Consider the following 21,077-nt stretch of genomic DNA (forward strand, 5'->3'; position numbering starts at 1 on the left):
TGAACCGCCCCATGACCAGCCCCATGGACCTGACCGTGCTCTACCGAGGCCCGCTCGCCTCGTGCGACTACGACTGCCCGTACTGCCCCTTCGCCAAGCGCCGCGACAGCCGGGAGCAACTGCGCGCCGACCGCGCCGCCCTGGAGCGGTTCACCCACTGGGCCACCGCGCAGAACGGCGACCGCCTCTCCCTCCTCTTCACCCCCTGGGGCGAGGGGCTGGTCCGCTCCTGGTACCGGCGTGCCCTGACGGAACTCTCCCACCGGCCGCACATCCGGCGGGTCGCCATCCAGACCAACCTCAGCTGCCGCACCGACTGGCTCGCCGACGCCGACCTCGACACCCTCGCCCTGTGGTGCACCTACCATCCGGGGCAGACCCCGTACGACCGCTTTTCGGCCAAGTGCCACGAACTGGCCCGCCTCGGTGTCCGGTTCAGCGTCGGCATCGTCGGCCTGCCCGAGCATCTGGAAGCGGCCCGGCGGCTGCGTGCCGGACTGCCGGACCAGGTGTACCTGTGGGTCAACGCAGCCGAGGGCCACACCTACGACGACGCGGAGGCCGAGGTGTGGACCGGGCTGGACCCGCTCTTCCCCTACAGCCGCCGTCCCCACGCCAGTGCGGGTGCGCCCTGCCGCACCGGAGAGTCCGTGATCTCCGTCGACGGCGAGGGCACGGTCCGCCGCTGCCATTTCGTCCCCGACGAGCTGGGCAACCTCTACGACGGCAGCTACCGGGCGGCCCTGGGGCCGAGAGTCTGCCCTCTCAGCAGCTGCGACTGCCACATCGGCTATGTCCACCTGGAGACGCTGCCGCTGTACGACGTGTTCGCGGGCGGTGTCCTGGAACGTGTCCCCGCGGCGCCCGTGTGGCACTGATCGCGCGACCGGGTGGGTTTGTCTCCGAACTCAGCGGCAAGTCGGTGTCCATGAGTGAACAGAACAAGAGCGCGAATCAGAAGACCACTTCCACCCGGGCCGCCGCCTCCAAGGCCCGCAACGCCACGGAGAAGGCGACCGCTCCCGCCGAGCAGGCGGCCGGCGGCGCCGTCGGCAAGGCGGCTGACGTCGCGTCAGCGGCCAAGTCGGGTGCCGAGCGCGCGGCCGGAGCGGCGAACGGTGCCGTGCAGAGCGCGGCCAAGGGCGTCGAGGCGGGCCGCCGGGCGGTCGTCACGACCTCGGGCCAGGTCGCTGCCACCGCCGTGACCGCCTGGACGGTCCTCACCAACCGCAAGCTCGTCGCCGCCGGTGTCGGTGCGGGCCTGATCGTGCTGAGCGCCGCGTCCTACGCGGTGGGGCGCCGTGCGGAACGCCACACCCACGGTCCTCTCACGCGCATGACCGGCGGACGCATCTGACCCAGGGGCGGGGCGGGGCGGACGGCTCCACTCGCGCGGTGCGGCCTCGAAGAGGAAGGATGTGTTCGCAAGCGCAGAATCAATCCCTGTCAAGGAGTGGGCACATGCAGCACGAGCGAGCGGGCGGCCCGGCCCGCCCCGAGGACCTCGTCGACGTCGCTCGGCTGGTCACGGCGTACTACGCGGTGCACCCGGACCCCCAGGACGCGGGACAACGTGTCGCGTTCGGGACGTCGGGGCACCGCGGTTCGTCCCTGGCGGGCGCGTTCAATGAGGACCACATCGCCGCGACCAGCCAGGCCATCTGCGAGTACCGCGCCGACCGGGGCACCGACGGCCCGCTCTTCCTGGGCGCCGACACCCACGCGCTGTCCGAGCCCGCGCGGGTCACCGCCCTGGAGGTGTTCGCGGCCAACGGGGTCACGGTGCTCATCGACAGCGCCGACGGCTACACGCCGACCCCCGCGGTCTCGCACGCGATCCTCAACCACAACCGAGGCCGCACCACCGGCCTCGCGGACGGCGTCGTCGTCACCCCGTCCCACAATCCACCCGCCGACGGCGGCTTCAAGTACAACCCGCCCAGCGGCGGCCCCGCGGACTCGAAAGCGACCGGCTGGATCCAGGAGCGGGCCAACGACATCATCCAGGGCGGCCTCAAGGACATCCGGCGCGTCCCCTACGCCCGCGCCCTCACCGCCCCCGGCACCGGCCGCTACGACTTCCTCGGCACCTACGTCGCCGACCTGCCGAGCGTGCTGGACCTGGAGGCGATCCGGACGGCAGGCGTCCGTATCGGGGCCGACCCGCTGGGCGGGGCGTCCGTCGCCTACTGGGGCCGGATCGCCGAACAGCACGGCATCGACCTCACGGTGGTCAACCCCCTCGCCGATCCCACCTGGCGGTTCATGACCCTGGACTGGGACGGCAAAATCCGTATGGACTGCTCGTCGCCGCACGCCATGGCGTCTCTCATCGCGCAGCGCGACCGCTTCGACATCGCCACCGGCAACGACGCGGACGCCGACCGGCACGGCATCGTCACCCCGGACGCCGGCCTGATGAACCCGAACCACTACCTCGCCACGGCCATCCAGTACCTCTACGCGCACCGCGAGCAGTGGCCCGCCGGGGCCGGTGTCGGCAAGACGCTGGTGTCCTCCGCGATGATCGACCGGGTCGCCGCCGACCTGAAGCGCGAACTGGTCGAGGTGCCCGTCGGCTTCAAGTGGTTCGTCGACGGACTGGCGGGCGGCACCCTCGGCTTCGGCGGTGAGGAGTCCGCCGGCGCCTCTTTCCTGCGCCGCGACGGCTCGGTGTGGACCACCGACAAGGACGGCATCCTTCTCGCGCTGCTCGCCTCCGAGATCACCGCGGTCACCGGCAAGACGCCTTCCGAGCACTACGCCGCGCTCACCGCACGCTTCGGCGAGCCCGCCTACGAGCGGATCGACGCCCCGGCGACCCGGGAGGAGAAGGCCCGCCTGGCGAAGCTCTCTCCCGCACAGGTCACCGCCGACACCCTCGCCGGGGAGGCGGTCACCGCGGTGCTCACCGAGGCTCCCGGCAACGGCGCGTCCATCGGCGGCATCAAGGTGACCACGGCCAACGCCTGGTTCGCGGCCCGCCCTTCGGGCACCGAGGACGTGTACAAGATCTACGCCGAGTCCTTCCAGGGGCCCGGTCACCTCCGCCGGGTGCAGGAGGAGGCCAGGGCCGTGGTGCTGTCGGCGCTGGGCGGCTGACCGGCTCCGTACCGCCCGGCTGCCGCTCGTACCCGGCGGGGGTTCGCCGTCGGCCGTGTGCCGCAGCCGGGCCGAGTGTCGCCGCTCGGCGTGCGGGGCCCGGCGGTGCGTCAGCCCGCCCGCACCGCCGAGGCGGTCGGGGAGGGGGAGGCGAAGCCGGACGGGACGGACGTCGCCGTGGGCAGCTCCGCGGGGACGTCCTCCGACTGCTGCAGCACCGTGTCGCCGGGCCCCTGGTCCGAGCCGCCCGCACCGGTGGACAGCTGGGACCAGGCGCCCAGGGCCAGCGCGATCGCGGCGGCCGTGCCGACGACCCGGCAGACCCGGCGCACCCTGGCCCGCCCGTCCAGGTTCCGCCACGACGGACCCTCCCACGGGTCGTCGGGATGCCACAGATCGCCGACGGCGTCCGTGTCATCGGTGGCCTGACGCTCCGTCCGGTCGCGTGCGTCCCTGACGGCCGGCCGCGGCTGCCATCCCGACGCACGCTGCAGGGCGGAGGGTTCGACGGGGGCGGTGGTACGAATGGCGTGTTCGTTGTCCGTGAGGAACCGCTGCCAGACCTCGTTCGGCACCGACGGCGTCCTGTCCCCGTCCTCCGGCGTCTCGCCGTCAGGTCGCTGCGCGGTCACGTCCGTTCCTCTCCGGTGAGGAGCCCGTCGAACACACCTCAGCTCACTCGCACCAGGATCCTGGGCAGGATCATCCCACAGCACGAAAGCGTCGGGCCAGGGGCCGGCGCCCCGGATGCCGCCGCCCGGACCGGGGGACTCGATTGCGTAAAGGTCCGAGGTGGGGGCCGGAGCGCGCCCACGACCACTGCATAGTCTAACGGTGGGGGAGGGGCGTCTGCGGAGGAATCGGACGGCTCTCGAGTGCCTCGACACCACTGGAGCAGGTCATGACCGACGAGAAGCCGCCATCGAGTCAGACGGCGCTGCTCTGGATGCCGTTCGTGGTGATGGCAGTGGTCACGATCATGGACGTCCTGGTCGGACCGGGGGTGGGCCTGCTGCCCCTGGTGGCGGTCGGCCCCGCCTTCGCCGGACTCGTCGGCGGCTGGCGCCGTACCGTGGTGATCGGCGCACTGGCCCTGCTGCTGTGCGTGGGACTGGGCCTGTACAACGGGCTGTTCGCGGAGCGTCGCGGGTACACCGCCATGGTGTCCGTGGCAGGGGTCACCGGCGTCGGCATCGCGGCCGCGGTCATGCGCTCCCGCCGGGAGGCGGAACTGGCGAGCATGCGGTCGATCGCGGAGGTCGCGCAGCGCGTGCTGCTGCGGCCGGTGCCGCTGAACGCGGGAGCGTTCCAGGTGGCGGTCTCCTACACGTCCGCCGTCGCCGAGGCCCGTATCGGCGGCGACCTCTACGAGGTGGTGGCCTCGCCGCACGGGGTCCGGGTGATCGTCGGCGATGTCCAGGGCAAAGGGCTGGCCGCGGTGGAGACGGCCGCCGTGGTGCTCGGTGCCTTCCGGGAGGCCGCCTACGACGAGCAGGAGCTGGCAGGAGTCGGCGAGCGGGTGGAACGCAGCGTGGCCCGGGAACTGGAGGGCGAGCGGTTCGTCACCGCCGTCCTCGCCGAGATCGACGTGGGCCAAGACCTCGTCCTTCTGAACTACGGGCACCCACCTCCCCTGCTCGTACGGTGCGACGGCGGCATCGACTTCCCGGAGCCGCCGTCGTACGCCCTGCCGCTGGGCCTGACCGCGCACGGCACCGAAGGGCCGGAGCCCTTCACGGTGGGGTTCGAGCCCGGTGAACAACTGCTGCTGTACACCGACGGTGTCACCGAGGCGCGTGACGTGGACGGCCGCTTCTATCCGCTGGGCGAGCGCACGCATCTGTTGAAGGAGCCCGACACGCACCGCGCCCTCGATGCCCTGCGCGAGGACCTGGTCCGGCATACCGGCGGGCCGCCCGGTGACGACGCCGCGATGCTCCTGCTGCGCCACCGACGGCACGGCGACGGGAACCCGCCCCCGCCCGGCGGCCGAGCCGCGGCTTCGGCGGCGCACGGGCCGGACGAGGACCGGGGCGAGGTACACAGGATCCATGGCACGCTCCCAGGACTGTGGTCCTCCCGCATCCTCGACGGCTGTGGCCACTGGATCCAGTAGGAGCGGCCCGAGGAGACCAACACGATCCTCACGGACTGGCTCGCGGCACTGCCCGCCCGCTGAGAGCGGGGGTTCGCCGCAGCACACCGGAGCGAGCGGCCGGGCTTCAAATATGCATGCTAACTTCCTATTTGAGAGATCCTGTGCACAGGACGCACAGGACGCACAGGACGCACAGGACGGTGACACCCGATGACGGCAGACGACGGCGACGCCACCACCGGGCGCGGGGGCGACGTCCCGCTGCCCCGAATGCTGTGCGACACGGCCGCGCTGGCGGCGCTCGAGGGTGCGTCGGCCGGCGCTCTGTGGCGGCTCGCGGAGTCCGGCCGGCAACTCGACGCCAACGTCGTACGCATTCCGCCCGGCCGACAGGTCGACACCCACCGCGAGCCCGACCTCGACGTACTCCTCCTGGTTCTGGCCGGTGAGGGCTCGCTGACCGCGCCCGACGGAACGCAGCCCCTGCGTGCGGGCATCCTGACCTGGCTTCCGCACGGTTCCACACGCGCTCTCGCCGCCGGCGAGCAAGGGCTGACCTACTTGACCGTGCACCGCCGCCGCCCCGGCATGCAGATCAAGTCGTCGGGTACGACGGCGCCTTCGGCCGACCGGACCCAGTAGCGGTGACCAGGCGGAACTTTCACCCGGAAGGCGTAACTCGAGCCAACAAAGTGATAACAGCGGACAACTTCTGAACGCTTTGAGCGGTCTAGTCCGCCATGAAGATCTCTTTCCTGATCCACAACGCCTATGGCATCGGAGGCACGATCACCACCACGTTCAATCTCGCCGCCGCGCTGGCCGAACGGCACGACGTGGAGATCGTCTCCGTGTTGCGGCACAGGGAGCGGCCCAACCTCACCCCGCACCTCGACGTGCGACTGCGGCCCCTGGTGGATCTCAGGAGGGAGAAGGACGATCCCCGGCACGGAAGACCGGCCAAAGTGTTCCCGTCGGCCGAGTACCGCTACCACCAGTACAGCGAGTTGACGGATCAGCGGATCGCCGAATGCCTGGAGTCCATCGACGCCGACGTGGTCATCGGGACCCGGCCGGGGCTCAACGTGCACCTCGCGCTCCAGGCCCCTGAGCACGTCGTACGCGTCGGCCAGGAGCACCTCACCCTGAACAACCACCCGCCCCGGCTGCGTACCACGCTGCGCCGCGCCTACCGCCGCCTCGACGTGCTCACCACCGTCACGGAGGCGGACGCCGACTCCTACCGGCGCAAGATGAGGCTGCCCGGGGTGCGTGTGGAGGCCCTCCCGAACAGCGTCCCCGACCCCGTACTGCCCGCCGCGGACGGCACTGCCAAGGTGGTTGTCGCGGCGGGCCGGCTGGTCCGGGTCAAGCGCTACGACCTGATCATCAGGGCATTCGCCCGGGTCGTGGCCGCCCATCCGGACTGGCAGCTGCGCATTTACGGCAAAGGTGAGGAACAGGCCGCGCTGCGCAGCCTGATCGAGTCGCTCGGCCTGTGGAACAACGTCTTCCTCATGGGCGCGACGACTCCGATGGAGGCCGAGTGGGTCAAGGGCTCCATCGGCGTGGCCGCGTCCAACTTCGAACCGTTCGGCATGACCATCGTCGAGGCGATGCGCTGCGGACTGCCCGTCGTGAGCACCGACTGCCCCTACGGGCCCGGTGAGATCATCAAGGACGGCGTCGACGGCCGGCTGGTGCCCGTCGATGACGCCGACGCCCTCGGCGAGGCCCTGCTGGACCTCGTCCGCGACGACGAACGGCGCCGCCGCATGGGCAGGGCCGCCCTCGACAACGCCCGCCGGTACGCCCCCGGACCCGTCGTGGCACAGGCCGAACGCCTCGCCGGGGAGGCCGTGGCGGCCCGAAGCACCGGCCGGCGCCCCGGACCGGACGGCGGCCGGGTCCACCTGGCCCTGTCCGGCCAGGGCCACGCCGCCGCAGACCTCGCCCTCACCGCCGCCTCCGAGGCGCTGCGCACCTTACGGAAGGGACGCCGATGAGCACCGCCCAGGACACGAGCGCACCGCGCGCCCACTGCACGGTCGACGCCGACGGCCGGACCACCTTCCGCGTCGCGCTCCGCTCGGCCGGGCGCCCCCTGCTGGCCCTGGTGCCGAGACCGAAGAAGAACGCGCCGCAGCAGCCGACGCGCCTCCTCGACCTCGAATCCCACGGCGCCGACGGCGACCTCCGCGCGGTGCTCGAACCGCTGCCGGCCCTCGCCGAGGGCCGCTGGGACGCGTACCTGATGAGGGAACCGGACGCCGTACGGGAACGGCTGCGCCCAGGGCTGCGGGACCTGCGCGCCCTCGTCGACGGAAGTCTGCGGGAGCGGCCGTCCCCGGTGGCCGTCCGGGTCCCCTACGCCACGAAGGACGGGTTCCTGGCTGTCCGGGCCTGGCTGCGCCCCGCCCACGCCGAGGCCGGCCGCCTCGACCTCGCGGACGGGGCGATGACGGTCCACGCACGCCTGCACGGCGCCGAACTGTCCGACGACGCCACCGTGGTGCTCCGGTTGCGCAGCGACAGGAGCACCACGCGCTGCTTCCCGCTGCGGACCGAGGGCAGCGCCTTCTCCTTCACCGCGCCCTTCGGGGAGCTGACCGGTGGAGAGCCCGGCGACCAGATCTGGGACGCCTTCCTCCGGCCCGCCGCCGGTGCCCCGCCGGTCCGGATCAGCCGGCTCCTCGACGACATGGCCGACCGCAAGAAGGTATGCGTGTACCCGGCGCTCACCGTAGGCGAAGCCGCCGTGCGCCCGTACTACACCGTCGACAACGACCTCGCCGTCGAGGTGACCGCCGTGCACTGAACAGATCCCGTACCGGCCGTGTGACGAGTCGTACGCGCCGGTGCAGGTCACCGTCGTCGGCAGGAAGGGCGTACAGCTTCGGCGGGTTGACCATGATGGCCTCCCGGGCGCTGCGGGCGATGACGACCGCGGCCTCCTCGGAGGGGTCGGGGTTCTCCTCGCGGTGCGGCACGAACGGGAGTACGAAGATGTAGTCGCCGGGCGAGGTGCGCAGCCGCACCTCCTCCGTCCCGTCCGGGAACACGAACTCGGGGTGCCCGCTCACCCCGTGGATCACTCTCTCGGACTCTTCATGGTGGTGGTCGAAGGAGGCGGCGGGGACCAAACGGGTCTGTCTCTTCCAGACTTTCCCGGCTCCCACGGTCTTCCCGCCGGCCGCAGCGGACCGGCGCACGCCGCCGGTCCGGGCCATGCCCCCACAGCCCCGCGGCCCTTGCGCCCTCACCGTACCGACCCTCACGAGGCACGTCCCCACGCCCCGAGCGATCGTTATGATGGCCGGTATCGTTCAAACGAACATTCAGGCTCGGGGAGGCCCCATGCGGGAGCCGGTCGATCTGCGCAGACAGCGGATCCTCGCTGCGATCGAGGCCAGGGGATCGGCCCGGGTGACCGACCTGGCCTCAGAACTCCAGGTGTCGGTCGTGACGGTCCGGCGGGACGTCGAGGAACTGGCGCGCGAGGGCCGGCTGCGCCGCGGCCACGGCGTCGTCCGGTCCGCTTTGCCGGCCCAGGAGTTCCCGGCCCGGGGCCTGCCGGGGGGCGAACTCTCCCCGTTGGCCCCGCCGGACGGGCACGCGGTGGCCGTGGTGGTCCCGGAGCGGCACTCGTACCTGTACGAGGCCCTGTACGGTGCCCGCAGCGCGCTCGAGGCGGCCGGCCGCCGCATCGCGCTGCACATCGCGCCCCATGTGCCGGGCGCGGAAAGGCCGTTGGTGGAGCGGGCGCTCGCGGACGGCGTCGCCGGCCTCCTGCTGGCCCCGCGCTGGCGCACCCGGGCCGACGAGGAGGCCGACCAGGACTGGCTGGCCGCACTGGACGTGCCCGCGGTACTGATGGAACGGCGGCCGCGGCCGGGCAGCGTCCTGCATGCGATGGACTCGGTCTGCTCCGATCACGAGTACGGCGCCCGCCTCGCCGTGGAGCACCTGGTGGGCCTCGGCCACCGCAGAATCGTGTTCGCCACCCGGGAGGACAGCCCCACCGCGCGTACCCTGCGATCCGCCTTCGCCCGGATCGCCCAGGAGCATCCGCTGGTGGAGGCCGCGGCGTGGACGCTGAGCGCCCCGGACGCCGGCCCCGGAGGGCCGTACCGCGCCGACACGCCCGGAGACCTGTACGCGCGGCTGCGCGCGCTGGAGGCCACCGCGGCGGTGCTGCACGGCGACGTGGACGCGCTGATGCTCGTGCACCACCTGGCGGACAACGGAGTGCGGGTGCCCGAGGACTGCTCCGTCGTGGCGTACGACGACGTGGTGGCCGGACTCGGCACCACACCCCTGACCGCGGTCGCCCCGCCCAAGGCGGAGGTGGGCCGGGCCGCGGCGGAGCTGCTGCTCCAGCGCCTCGACGGGCCGCGTGGCGAGTTCGCCCCGGTGGTCCGGCGCATCGAACTCCTGCCGACGCTGACCGTGCGCGGATCGACCCGCGTCGTCACGGCGAACTCGGGCTGACCGTACGGGCCGGACCGCAGGGTCCCGCCCCGGTGGTCCGGCCCGTACGTCCGCCCCTGCGGGCGGCCTCCAGGAGCAGGGCCGGAGAACACGAGTCACACCGAATGAGTGTTTAAGCGTTTTGCTTTCTTCTGGTCGATCTATTGACCGTTTGCCGGTCGGGCATTGACGATTCCACTGTCCCGAACAGTCGCTGTCTCGAACAGAAGTGTCCCCGACACGCAGGAGCCGCGGGAGGCACCATGCCCGATCGACGTCCCCGTCGATCCGTGCTCGCCGCGATGGCCGCCGTACCGCTGACAGGAGCCCTGAGCGCCTGCACCGGGGAAGCGGACGCACCGTCGCGCAGCAGCACGGCGAAGAGCCGCAAAGCCACGCACATCACCTGAGCCGCCGAAAGGCAGGCGACACCCTCATGACCGCGATCACCGAGCAACCCGTGCGGGCCCCGCACCCGGTGCCCCCACCGCCGGCCGTGTCCGCAGGACCGCCCGGCGCCGCCGACTGAGTGCCTGCGGCGTGCTGATGACGCCCTTCTTCGCTCTCCTGCTCATCGTTTTCCTGATCCCCGTCGGCACCGCCGTGTACCTCAGCTTCTACAGCGACGACCAGCTCGGCCTCGGCTTCGGCCCCGAACGCACCGTCTTCGTCGGCCTGCGCAGCTACGCGGCCGTGCTGACCGACCCGGCCTTCCTCGGCGGACTCGACACCGTGGGCCTGTACTGCCTGATCCGCCTCCCGCTGATGGTCGCCGGGGCCCTCGTCCCCGCCTTCGCCCTGCTCCAGCGCTTCTGGCGCAGCGGTCTGACCGCCGGCGCCGTGAAGTGACCCGCTCACAGAAGGAGTTCCGCCCCCACCATGACCGAGCACCTGTCCGGCCCCGTCCTCCGACCCCGTGCCGCACTGGCCATGTACCCGGACGTCGCCTCGGCCGTCCTCGACGCCGAGTCGCACGCGGCCCTCGCCGCGCTGTGCGATCCAGTACCCCTCCCGGTGCTGGACGACTTCACCACACCCCGGGCGCGCGCCGTGCTCGCCGACGTCGACCTGCTGGTCACCGGCTGGGGCTGCCCGCCCCTGGACGCCGAGGTCCTGCGGGCCGCGCCCCGCCTGCGCGCCGTCGTGCACGCCGCGGGCAGCGTACGCGGCCATGTCACCGACGCCTGCTGGGAGCGCGGCATCGAGGTCTCCTCCGCCGCCGCGGCCAACGCCGTGCCGGTCGCCGAGTACACCCTCGCCATGATCCTCCTCACCGGAAAGCGGGCACTGGAGAGCGCGCGCGACTACCGCAGCGCCCGCGCCCGGCCCGACTGGCTGCGCCCCGACCGCTCCACCGGCAACCACCGCCGCACCGTGGGCATCCTGTCGGCCTCCCTCATCGGCCGCCGCGTCATCGACCTGCTGCGCCCGCACGACATCGACGTCCTGCTCCACGACCCGTACGTCGACGAGAGGGGAGCGGTAGAACTCGGCGTGCGCCGGGTGGAGTTGGCGGAGCTGTTCCGGCACTCCGACACGGTCAGCGTGCACACCCCGCTGCTGCCCGAGACCCGTGGCCTGGTCAGCCGCGAACTGATCGACTCCATGCGGCCCGACGCCGTACTCGTCAACACGGCCCGCGGCGCCGTCGTCGACCAGGACGCGCTCACCGACGCGGCGCTGGCCGGCCGCATCCGTGCCGTGCTCGACGTCACCGAACCCGAAGTCCTGCCGCCCGAGCACCCGTTGTGGAGTTGCGAGAACGTCCTGCTCACCCCCCACCTCGCCGGTTCCCAGGGCAACGAGCTGCGCCGCCTGGCCGATCTCGCGCTCGCCGAGATCGCGAGCTGGGCCGCCGGCGACGGCTTCCTCCACCCCGTACGACGCGAAAGGCTGGCCTTCCTCGCATGAGCATCCCCTTTGAACTGCCCCCGGAGAACCACGACCTGAGCCCGCACACCGGCTACACCCGCGCCCACTGGGAGGCCGCCGCGGACGGGCTCCTCAGCGCGGCCTGGCGCTGGAGCACCCCCGGCCACGCCCTGCTGGACCTGCCGGGACGCCCCTCCCGCTCGGGCGTGCGCTCCGACGGCCTCGAGGGGTACGCGAGGACGTTCCTCGCCGCCGCCTTCCGGGTGGCCGGCGCGGACGGGGACGACCCGCAGGACCTGCTGGAGCGCTACGCGAGCGGACTCGCCGCCGGCACCCGTACCCCGGGTCGTGACGACACCGAGTCCTGGCCGCTGATCCTGGACTTCATGGTGCAGGGCCAGCCCATGGTCGAGTCCGCGTCGATCGCCCTCGGCCTGCGCCTGACCGTCCCCTGGCTGTGGAAGAACCTCGACCCGGGTGTGCAGGACCGCGCCGAGGAATGGCTGCGGGGCGCGCTGCGGCACACCCCCGCGCCGAACAACTGGTACCTCTTCCCGTACACCGTCGCCGGGTTCCTCGAGTCCGTCGGCCGCGGCGACCGCGAGACGGCCGAGGCCCGGCAGCGCGCGGTGGAACATCTCGAGAACTGGTACCGGGGCGACGGCTGGTACACCGACGGGGAGATGCCGGCCTTCGACCACTACAACGGATGGGCCCTGCACCTCTACCCGGTCCTCGACGCCCACCTCTGCGGCGACGCCGACGCACTGGCCCACTACGGCGCCCGGCTGCGCGCCCATCTGGAGGGCTTAGCCCTGATGTTCGGCGCGGACGGGGCGCCGATGCACTACGGGCGGTCCCTCACCTACCGTTTCGCCGCCGCGTCGGCCGTCGCGCTGGGCGCGGTGACCGGTCACAGCCCGCTGACCCCCGGAGCCTCGCGCCGCATCGCCGACGGCAGCCTGCGTTACTTCCTCGACCGGGGTGCGCTGACCGACGACGGACTGCTGAGCCTGGGCTGGCACGGTCCGCACGACGCCGTACTGCAGACCTACTCGGGCCCCGCGTCCCCCTACTGGGCGTCGAAGGCCTTCGTCGCCCTGCTCGCCCCCGCCGGCCACGCCCTGTGGACGGACCGCGAGGAGCCCGCGCCGGTGGAAGTGGCCGACCGGGTGCTCGCCCTGCCCGCGCCCGGACTGCTCCTCCAGGCGACCCGGGCCGACGGAGTCGTCCGTCTGCACAACCACGGCAGCCACCATGTGAGCCCCTACCAGGCAGAGTCGGCCGCCGAGGACGACCCGCACTACGGGCGCCAGGCCTACTCGACCCGCACCGGCCCGACCGCGACCGGGAACGTCGCCGACAACCACCTGTCCGTGGTGGTCGGCGGCCGGCCCAGCGTCCGCCGCCGCGTCCACCCGTTGGGGGCCGGACAGGGCGACGGGTGGGGCTGGGCGGCCTCCTGGCACCGGCCGGTGTTCGCCGGCGGCCCGCCGATGGTGCCGGGCCTGCGGGTGGAGAGCGTCACGGTGGTCCACGGCCGTCACGAACTGCGGGTGCACCGGGTGGTGGGGGCACCGGCGGACTCCCTCGTCACGCACACCGGCTGGGCCACCGGACCCGACGAGCCGCTGGTCTCGGCCCTGCACGGCCTGCACGGATGGGACGATCCCGCCGCCGACCCGATCCGCGCCCCCCAGGGCACGGCCTTCACCCGCTGGGCCCGGGTGCCCCGGCTCAGCGGCCGCTCCCACGGCACGACCGTGCACGCCAGCCTGGCGAGCCTGACCGCCGAACCCGACCCACGGCCCCTGACGGACGCGGTCCAGGAGGTCCGGGTGGACGGGGGGAGCACGGTCGAGGTCGTGTGGGCCGGGTGCGGAGCCCGCACCCGGGTTACGTTCGACCCGGTGGGGGTCCGCCACACGGATCAGTGACTGAGGGCGGGCTTCGGGTCCGTGTCGAACCGGTGCAGGGCAGGGGCGCCGTCCGGAAGGGCGGCGCCTCCGGCGTGTCCGGACCCTGGTCCGTCGAGGGCCGTTGTGTCCATGCCATTGACAAGTGAGGCAGGAGACCGAAACTCTCACTCCAGGAGCCGCAAGAAATGAATGAGTAGCCGCAAAAGACGTACGGCTGGTCGGCATTCTGTAGCAGGCGCCCCTGTCTGCCCGGATGCCCGCCTGCCCCGTCGCCCGTCCGCACCCGGCCGGCTCCGTCCTGCTCCTGTTGTGTACGTGCTGCTCCTGTGCACGCCCTGCTCCGCCGTACGTCCCGCACTCGCCCGACCACGCCCCAGCACCCGCCGTGGAACGAGGACTTCATGAGACGGAAGCGATTCGGCCCCCGGACGATCACCGGCCTGCTCCTGGCCGGTCTGGTCGCCGTCGGTCTCCACCCCGCACCGGCCATCGCCGCGCAGCCGGCCGTCCGCGGGCCCAACCTGGCGCTCGGCAAAAGCGTCACAGCCGGTGGCTCCCACCCCGGCCATCCCGTCACCAACGTGACCGACGGCAGCCAGCAGACCTACTGGGAGGGCCCCGCGGGGTCCTTCCCGCAGCCGGTACGCGTCGACCTCGGCGGCACCGTCGAGGCCGACCAGGTGGTCCTGAAACTGCCCACCGGCTGGGAGGCCCGTACCCAGACCCTCACCGTCGAGAGCAGCACCGACGGCACCTCCTTCACCACCCTGTCCGCCTCCGCCGCCCGCGGCTTCGACCCCGACGACGGCAACACGGTCACCGTGGATTTCGCCTCCCGCGACCTGCGCCACATCCGTGTAAGGGTGACCGCCAACACCGGCTGGAACGCAGCCCAGTTGTCCGAGATCGAGGTCTACGACAGTGACGCCGGCACCGACCCCGAGCAACCCCCGGCCAATGGAACCAACCTGGCGCTGAACAAGCCCGTCCAGGCTTCCTCCACCGTGCACCAGTTCGTGGCGAGGAACGCCAACGACGGTCAGACGGAAACCTATTGGGAGTCATCGGGCCATCCCGCCACACTCACGGTCCAGTTGGGCGCGAACGCAGATCTCTCCGGCGTCGTCGTGAAGCTCAACCCCGCCACGGCCTGGGAAACCCGGACACAGAGCATCGAAGTCCTCGGACGCGAGCAGACGGCGAGCGGCTTCACCTCGATCAAGGCCCGCGCCGACTACACGTTCAACCCCGCCTCAGGCGGCAACACGGTCACCATCCCGGTCACCGGCCGCCATGCCGACGTACAGCTGAGATTCACCCACAACTCCGCCGGATACGGCGCCCAGATCGCCGAACTGGAGGTCATGGGGACCGCCGCTCCCCACCCCGATCTCGTCGTCACCGACCTCACCTGGACGCCCGCGACCCCCACCGAGTCCGACGCCGTCACCGTCCGCGCGACCGTACGCAACGCCGGCACCGCCGCGTCCCCCGCCTCCAGGCTGGACGTCAACCTCGAGGGCACCGTCGCCGGCAGTGCCCCGGTCGGCGCGCTCGCCGCCGGCGCCTCCGCGACTGTCTCCGTGGACGTGGGCAAGCGGGCCCGGGGCACCTACACGGTGTCCGCCGTGGTCGACCCCACGGACACCGTTTTCGAGCTGGACGACACCAACAACAGCCGCACCGCCACGGACAGACTGACCGTGGCCCAGAGCCCCGGACCCGACCTGGAGGTCCGCGCGATCGCGAGCGACCCGGCGAGCCCTGCCACCGGTGCCGCCGTCTCCTTCACGGTCACCGTGCACAACCGGGGCACCTCGGCCGTACCCGCCGGCTCCGTCACCCGGCTGGAGGTGGGAGGCCGTACCCTCGACGGCACGACCGGGGCGGTCGCCGCGGGCGCGAGTGTCCCGGTCACCGTCGACGGAACCTGGACCGCCACCGGCGGGTCGAGCATCCTCACCGCGACCGCGGACGCCACCGACAGAGTCGTCGAGACCAACGAGAACAACAACATCCTCACCCGCTCCCTCGTCGTCGGCCGCGGTGCCGCCGTGCCGTACACCGAGTACGAGGCGGAGGACGGTACCTACCAGGGAACGCTCCTGACAGCCGACCCCAAGCGGACGTTCGGCCACACCAACTTCGCCACCGAGTCCTCCGGCCGCAAGTCCGTCCGCCTCAACTCCACTGGCCAATATGTGCAGTTCACCTCTTCGGGGCCGACCAACTCAATCGTCGTACGCAACTCGATCCCGGACGCCCCGGGCGGCGGCGGCACCGAGGCCACCCTGAGCCTGTACGCGGACGGCGAGTTCGTTCAGAAGATCGGCCTCAGCTCCAAGCACAGCTGGCTGTACGGCAACACCGACCAGCCCGAAGGGCTCACCAACACCCCGCAGACCGACGCCCGCAGGCTGTTCGACGAGTCCCACGCCCTGCTCGGCCGGAGCTTCCCGAAGGGCACCACCTTCCGGCTCCAACGCGACAACGACGACACTGCCGCGTTCTACATCGTCGACCTGATCGACCTGGAGCAGGTCGCACCGCCCACCGACCGGCCTGCGGGCTGTGTCTCCATCACCGAGTACGGCGCGATCCCGGGCGACGGGATCGACGACACGGACGCCCTTCAGCGGGCCGTGGCCGCCGACCAGAACGGGCAGATCGACTGCGTGTGGATCCCGCCGGGCCAGTGGCGGCAGGAGCAGAAGATCCTCACCGACGACCCGCTCGACCGCGGGCAGCACAACCAGGTCGGCATCCGCGACGTCACCGTGCGGGGCGCCGGCATGTGGCACTCCCAGTTCCACACCCTCACCCCGCCGCACCAGTCGGGCGGCATCAACCATCCGCACGAGGGCAACTTCGGCTTCGACATCGACGACAACACCCAAATCTCGGACATCGCCATCTTCGGCTCGGGCACCATCCGCGGCGGCGACGGCGGAGCCGAGGGCGGGGTGGGTCTGAACGGCCGGTTCGGCGAGAACACGAAGATCAGCAACGTGTGGATCGAGCACGCCAACGTGGGAGCCTGGGTGGGCCGCGACCACAGCAACATCCCCGAGCTGTGGGGCCCCGCCGACGGGCTGGAGTTCACCGGGATGAGGATCCGCAACACCTACGCGGACGGCGTCAACTTCGCCAACGGCACCCGCAACTCACTCGTGGAGAACTCGTCGCTGCGCAACACCGGCGACGACGCGCTGGCCGTCTGGGCGAGCAAGTACGTCAAGGACCCGTCCGTCGACATCGGCCACGACAACCACTTCCGCAACAACACCGTCCAACTGCCCTGGCGCGCCAACGGCATCGCGGTCTACGGCGGTTACGGCAACACCATCGAGAACAACCTGATCCACGACACGATGAACTACCCGGGCATCATGCTGGCGACCGACCACGACCCGCTGCCCTTCTCCGGACGGACCCTCATCGCCAACAACGAACTGCACCGTACCGGCGGAGCCTTCTGGAACGAGGACCAGGAGTTCGGTGCCATCACCCTGTTCGCACAGGGGCCGGACATCCCGGGAGTGGTGATCCGCGACACCGACATCCACGACTCGACGTACGACGGCATCCAGTTCAAGACGGGCGGCGGCGCCATGCCGGACGTCCGGATCAGCAACGTCACGATCGACAGGTCCAACAACGGGTCCGGCATCCTCGCCATGGGCGGCGCCCGGGGCAGCGCCACTCTGACGGACGTCACCATCACCGGTTCGGCCGAGGGCGATGTGCTGATCGAACCCGGCTCGCAGTTCGTGATCAACCGGTAGCCCCACCGCACCACAACCCTGCGCACCGCGCCGGGCGACGGGCCCGTACCCCACCCGGGTGCGGGCCCCGATGCGTCCGGACGGCCTCCCCGTCGGGCGCGACACCCCCACCCCGTGCGTCACAATGTGCGAGCGGACGGACGCGTAAGGTGACACGCCGGGCCGGGCCCGGGTCTCACGCGAGCGGGCGCATGTGCGACATCCTTCCCGAGGGTAGAGATACCGGACCCATAGAAAGAGAGCGGAACAGTGGCGGTTCACAGTGCGCCGGACTCGGTCGAGTCGGACTCCTACGAGGACGAGCTGCCGGTCCGGCGCAGGCGTCCCGGCAAAGTCGTCGTCGCATGGCTGACCACGACCGATCACAAGACCATCGGCACGCTGTATCTCACGACATCGTTCGCGTTCTTCATCCTCGGCGGCATCCTCGCGCTGGTCATCCGCGCCGAGCTGGCCCGGCCCGGTCTGCAGATCGTGTCTAACGAGCAGTACAACCAGGCGTTCACCATGCACGGCACGGTCATGCTGCTGATGTTCGCGACCCCGCTGTTCGTCGGTTTCGCGAACTGGATCATGCCGCTCCAGATCGGCGCGCCGGATGTGGCGTTCCCCCGGCTGAACATGCTCTCCTACTGGCTGTTCCTGTTCGGCTCACTGATCGCGCTCAGCGGCTTCCTCACCCCGGACGGCCCGGCCAGCTTCGGCTGGACCGGCTACTCCCCGCTGACGGACTCGGTCCGCACGCCGGGGCTCGGCGGTGATCTGTGGATCATGGGCCTGGCCTTCCAGGGGTTCGGCACCATTCTCGGCTCGGTCAACTTCATCACCACGATCATCTGCATGCGCGCTCCCGGCATGACGATGTTCCGCATGCCGATCTTCACCTGGAACGTGCTGCTGACCGCTGTGCTGGTCCTGCTCGCCTTCCCGGTACTGGCTGCCGCACTGCTGGCCCTCGAATACGACCGGAAGTTCGGGGGCCGCATCTTCGAGGCGGCCAACGGCGGGGCGCTGCTGTGGCAGCACCTGTTCTGGTTCTTCGGTCACCCCGAGGTGTACATCATCGCGCTGCCGTTCTTCGGCATCGTCTCCGAGATCATCCCGGTCTTCTCCCGCAAGCCGATCTTCGGGTATCTGGGTCTGATCGGCGCGACCATCGCGATCGCGGGTCTGTCGGTGACGGTGTGGGCGCACCACATGTTCGCCACCGGGGCTGTGCTGCTGCCGTTCTTCTCGTTCATGACCTTCCTGATCGCGATCCCGACCGGGGTGAAGTTCTTCAACTGGCTGGGCACCATGTGGAAGGGGTCGCTGAGCTTCGAGACACCGATGCTCTGGTCGGCGGGCTTCCTGGTGACCTTCCTCTTCGGTGGTCTGACGGGTGTCATCCTGGCCTCGCCGCCGCTGGACTTCCACGTCACGGACTCGTACTTCGTGGTGGCGCACTTCCACTACGTGGTGTTCGGCACCGTCGTCTTCGCGATGTTCGCCGGCTTCCACTTCTGGTGGCCGAAGTTCACCGGCAAGATGCTCGACGAGCGGCTCGGGAAGATCACCTTCTGGACGCTGTTCGCCGGCTTCCACGGCACGTTCCTCATCCAGCACTGGCTGGGCGCCGAGGGCATGCCCCGCCGGTATGTGGACTACCTGGCGGCCGACGGCTTCACCGGGCTGAACACCTTCTCCAGCATCGCGTCGTTCCTGCTCGGCATGTCGATGCTGCCGTTCTTCTACAACATCTGGAAGACGGCCAAGTACGGCAAGAAGATCGAGGTCGACGACCCGTGGGGTTACGGCCGTTCGCTCGAGTGGGCCACCTCCTGCCCGCCGCCGCGCCACAACTTCCTCACCCTGCCGCGGGTCCGCTCCGAGTCCCCGGCCTTCGACCTGCACCACCCGGCGGTCGCGGCGTACGACCGGGAGGAGAACCGCCCCGAGCGCTCCGTGATCCAGGCTCCCGGGGACCAGGCCTGACAGAGTGATTCCGCAGCCCAGCGTGGAGGAGCATGTGAATCCGAGCCAGGACAGCGCCCGCGGCCTCGACCAGTTCGAGGGGTACCTGTTGTGGGCTGCCGAAGTCGAGGACGCCCGGCGTCAGGCCGAGCGGTTCACCGAGCAGCTGCCGTGGCTGACGACCGCGCAGCGCGAGGACGTGGAACGCGTCTACACCGCCGACCGCATCGAGGCCTCCCGCGTGACGCTGGTCCGGATCTGCGACCGGGCGGCCGAGCTCCGCGACATGTACGCCCAGCGCTATCAACGGCTCCGGGTGCGGTGCGTGGCCGCCGCGGTCGTGGGCATGGCGAGTGGTGCGGGCACCGTCGTTCTCGCTTTCCTCGTCGGGGGATGACGGCCCGCCGCCCCGCCGGGGCCACCGGAGGCCGGTGCCCCGGCGGGCAGATGGGGGACGTTGCCCGGACTCGCGCGGGGAGCGCGGCGTTTCGGCTGAGCCGAAGTCAGGCTGACCCCATGGCTTCATCGATCGAAGGTCCGCGCCGCGGGCGTCCCCGAGCTCCGTCCCCGGGCGACCGGCGGCCCGCCGCCTCCGCCCGGGGCCGCGGCCGGCTGCCGATGCCGGTCCTCGCCCTCCTGACGGCGGCGCTCCTCACCGGCTGCGCGGCGACCGCCGGCAGCACGGCGGGGGAGTCGTCCCCCACGGCTGCCACCCCCGCAACGGTCACCCCCACGGCCGCCGCCCCACCGGCAGCCGGAGTACCGGGGAGCGAAACAGCAGGAAACGGAGCGGCAGGAAACGGAGTGCCGGGTACCGGAGCACCCGGCGTGGCGAGCACCACACAGAGCCGGACCGACGCCGGAGCACACCCCGACACCCCCGCCCCGCTCGGCGGCCTCGGTCCCCGCACGCTGGCACTGATCCCCGGGAACGCCCGCCAGGCCGTCGTTGTCACCGGCAGGGGGCGGGACGCGAACCGCTCCGAGGCCGTGCTGTACCGGCGTACCGCATCGGGCTGGGAAGCGGGCACGGCCTGGCCCGCCCGCAACGCCCTCAAGGGCTGGACCGACGACCACCTGGCGGGCGATCTCCGCTCGCCCATCGGTGTGTTCACCCTCAGCGACGCGGGGGGTCTGCTGCCGGACCCGGGCACTCTGCTGCCGTACGACGAATCGCCCGGGTTCTCCATCAGCGGCACGGGCTTCCAGGGGGAGCCGCTCGACGGGTCCTTCGGCTACGTCGTGGCGATCGACTACAACCGCGTCCCGGGCACCTCCCCGCTCGACCGGACCCGCCCGCTCGGCGCCGACCGGGGCGGTGGCATCTGGCTGCACGTGGACCACGACGGGCCCACCCAGGGCTGCGTGAGCCTTGAGGAGCGGTACATGAGGCAACTCCTGCTGGCCCTCGACCCCGAGCAGCATCCGGTGATCGTCATGGGGGACGCCGGGTCACTGAGCAGGTGAACGGGAACCCGTGTCCGGTGCCGGGGCTTCGCAGCGGGGCGGGCGGGTGCTCGGACCGACGCTCAGGGCGCGGTCCCGGACCCGTCCGCCCGGCTCCCGGTGTCGTACCCGCGGTCGAAGAAGCGCAGGACGCGGCGAGCGGCCGCACCCGCGGCCCCTGCGCAGGAGCCGCGACGCCGGGAACGCCGGACGGCCCAGGCCATCCCTGATCTTGCGTGGGTATCCCCGGCTTCAGCCGGGGAGGGAAAAGCATCCTTGGCACGGAGGCGCGAAGCGCCGGAGTTCTCTGCGCCTTGGAGTGACGGTCAGACGGGGCGCTTCTGATCTTCGATGTACTGCCGGATCACGGTCAGCGGGGCGCCGCCGCAGGAGCCCGCGAAGTACGAGCGTGACCAGAGGACCGATCCCATG

Annotated in this window: 17 protein-coding genes and 2 pseudogenes; 16 read left to right on the forward strand and 3 right to left on the reverse strand. The window is 71.4% G+C overall.

Translation table 11 applies throughout. From position 1 onward, the window contains the following. The first annotated feature begins 23 nt into the window (after window positions 1–23). From ACFYQA_RS34135 to pgm, 3 genes are all read left to right on the forward strand, one after another. On the forward strand, window positions 24–878 hold the full coding sequence (locus ACFYQA_RS34135; RefSeq protein WP_388926388.1) for an STM4011 family radical SAM protein: 855 nt from the start codon (window positions 24–26) through the stop codon (window positions 876–878). A 50-nt stretch (window positions 879–928) separates the two neighbouring features. Beyond that, complete coding sequence (locus ACFYQA_RS34140) at window positions 929–1,357, forward strand: hypothetical protein (RefSeq protein WP_388926341.1); 429 nt, start codon at window positions 929–931, stop codon at window positions 1,355–1,357. A 104-nt stretch (window positions 1,358–1,461) separates the two neighbouring features. Further along, window positions 1,462–3,102: a phosphoglucomutase (alpha-D-glucose-1,6-bisphosphate-dependent) gene (gene pgm / locus ACFYQA_RS34145; RefSeq protein ID WP_388926344.1), complete on the forward strand. Its 1,641-nt coding sequence runs from the start codon at window positions 1,462–1,464 to the stop codon at window positions 3,100–3,102. A gap of 110 nt (window positions 3,103–3,212) precedes the next feature. On the opposite strand, the gene ACFYQA_RS34150 is transcribed toward pgm, so the two are convergent. Next, the gene (locus ACFYQA_RS34150) at window positions 3,213–3,734 is read right to left on the reverse strand and encodes a hypothetical protein (RefSeq protein ID WP_388926347.1); all 522 of its coding nucleotides are present in this window, start codon (window positions 3,732–3,734) and stop codon (window positions 3,213–3,215) included. A 269-nt stretch (window positions 3,735–4,003) separates the two neighbouring features. Here ACFYQA_RS34150 and ACFYQA_RS34155 point away from each other — a divergent pair, with 269 nt between their 5' ends. The 4 genes from ACFYQA_RS34155 (at window position 4,004) to ACFYQA_RS34170 (ending at window position 8,018) form a co-directional block, all read left to right on the forward strand. Further along, entirely contained in the window at window positions 4,004–5,218 is a 1,215-nt protein-coding gene (locus tag ACFYQA_RS34155; RefSeq protein WP_388926350.1) for a PP2C family protein-serine/threonine phosphatase, read from the forward strand. Between the two features lie 192 nt (window positions 5,219–5,410). Then, window positions 5,411–5,842 carry a hypothetical protein gene (locus ACFYQA_RS34160; protein WP_388926353.1) on the forward strand — a complete coding sequence of 144 codons (432 nt, stop codon included), beginning with the start codon at window positions 5,411–5,413 and terminating at the stop codon, window positions 5,840–5,842. 98 nt (window positions 5,843–5,940) lie between these two features. Further along, window positions 5,941–7,206: a glycosyltransferase family 4 protein gene (locus ACFYQA_RS34165; protein WP_388926355.1), complete on the forward strand. Its 1,266-nt coding sequence runs from the start codon at window positions 5,941–5,943 to the stop codon at window positions 7,204–7,206. Beyond that, window positions 7,203–8,018, forward strand: a complete 816-nt coding sequence (locus ACFYQA_RS34170; RefSeq protein WP_388926358.1) for a transferase — start codon at window positions 7,203–7,205, stop codon at window positions 8,016–8,018. Before ACFYQA_RS34165 ends, ACFYQA_RS34170 begins: the two co-directional genes overlap by 4 nt. A gap of 49 nt (window positions 8,019–8,067) precedes the next feature. On the opposite strand, the pseudogene ACFYQA_RS34175 reads toward ACFYQA_RS34170, so the two are convergent. Then, window positions 8,068–8,436: pseudogene (locus ACFYQA_RS34175) on the reverse strand (cupin); the annotation flags it as partial. A gap of 121 nt (window positions 8,437–8,557) precedes the next feature. Between ACFYQA_RS34175 and ACFYQA_RS34180 the strand changes: the two are divergent. From ACFYQA_RS34180 to ACFYQA_RS34220, 9 genes and pseudogenes are all read left to right on the forward strand, one after another. Beyond that, window positions 8,558–9,691 carry a substrate-binding domain-containing protein gene (locus ACFYQA_RS34180; protein ID WP_388926361.1) on the forward strand — a complete coding sequence of 378 codons (1,134 nt, stop codon included), beginning with the start codon at window positions 8,558–8,560 and terminating at the stop codon, window positions 9,689–9,691. Window positions 9,692–9,933: 242 nt separating this feature from the next. Then, window positions 9,934–10,080, forward strand: coding sequence for a hypothetical protein (locus ACFYQA_RS34185; RefSeq protein WP_388926364.1), 147 nt, complete (start codon window positions 9,934–9,936; stop codon window positions 10,078–10,080). 43 nt (window positions 10,081–10,123) lie between these two features. Continuing rightward, a pseudogene (locus ACFYQA_RS34190) lies at window positions 10,124–10,471 on the forward strand (sugar ABC transporter permease); the annotation flags it as partial. Between the two features lie 78 nt (window positions 10,472–10,549). Then, on the forward strand, window positions 10,550–11,581 hold the full coding sequence (locus ACFYQA_RS34195) for a hydroxyacid dehydrogenase (protein WP_388926367.1): 1,032 nt from the start codon (window positions 10,550–10,552) through the stop codon (window positions 11,579–11,581). Next, window positions 11,578–13,479, forward strand: coding sequence for a DUF2264 domain-containing protein (locus ACFYQA_RS34200; RefSeq protein ID WP_388926370.1), 1,902 nt, complete (start codon window positions 11,578–11,580; stop codon window positions 13,477–13,479). The genes ACFYQA_RS34195 and ACFYQA_RS34200 overlap by 4 nt, the downstream gene beginning before the upstream one ends. 383 nt (window positions 13,480–13,862) lie before the next feature. Next, window positions 13,863–17,246, forward strand: coding sequence for a CARDB domain-containing protein (locus ACFYQA_RS34205; protein ID WP_388926373.1), 3,384 nt, complete (start codon window positions 13,863–13,865; stop codon window positions 17,244–17,246). Between the two features lie 249 nt (window positions 17,247–17,495). After that, the gene (ctaD, locus tag ACFYQA_RS34210) at window positions 17,496–19,220 is read left to right on the forward strand and encodes a cytochrome c oxidase subunit I (RefSeq protein WP_388926376.1); all 1,725 of its coding nucleotides are present in this window, start codon (window positions 17,496–17,498) and stop codon (window positions 19,218–19,220) included. 34 nt (window positions 19,221–19,254) lie between these two features. Continuing rightward, window positions 19,255–19,596, forward strand: coding sequence for a hypothetical protein (locus ACFYQA_RS34215; protein WP_388926379.1), 342 nt, complete (start codon window positions 19,255–19,257; stop codon window positions 19,594–19,596). Between the two features lie 119 nt (window positions 19,597–19,715). Continuing rightward, complete coding sequence (locus tag ACFYQA_RS34220) at window positions 19,716–20,666, forward strand: hypothetical protein (RefSeq protein ID WP_388926382.1); 951 nt, start codon at window positions 19,716–19,718, stop codon at window positions 20,664–20,666. A 305-nt stretch (window positions 20,667–20,971) separates the two neighbouring features. Here the strand turns inward: ACFYQA_RS34220 and ACFYQA_RS34225 are convergent. Further along, the coding region (locus ACFYQA_RS34225) for a transposase (RefSeq protein ID WP_388926390.1) at window positions 20,972–21,077 on the reverse strand (106 nt) is incomplete at its 5' end.

Origin of the sequence: Streptomyces sp. NPDC005774 (genome assembly GCF_042871645.1) — a bacterium.
Taxonomy (GTDB): domain Bacteria; phylum Actinomycetota; class Actinomycetes; order Streptomycetales; family Streptomycetaceae; genus Streptomyces; species Streptomyces pratens.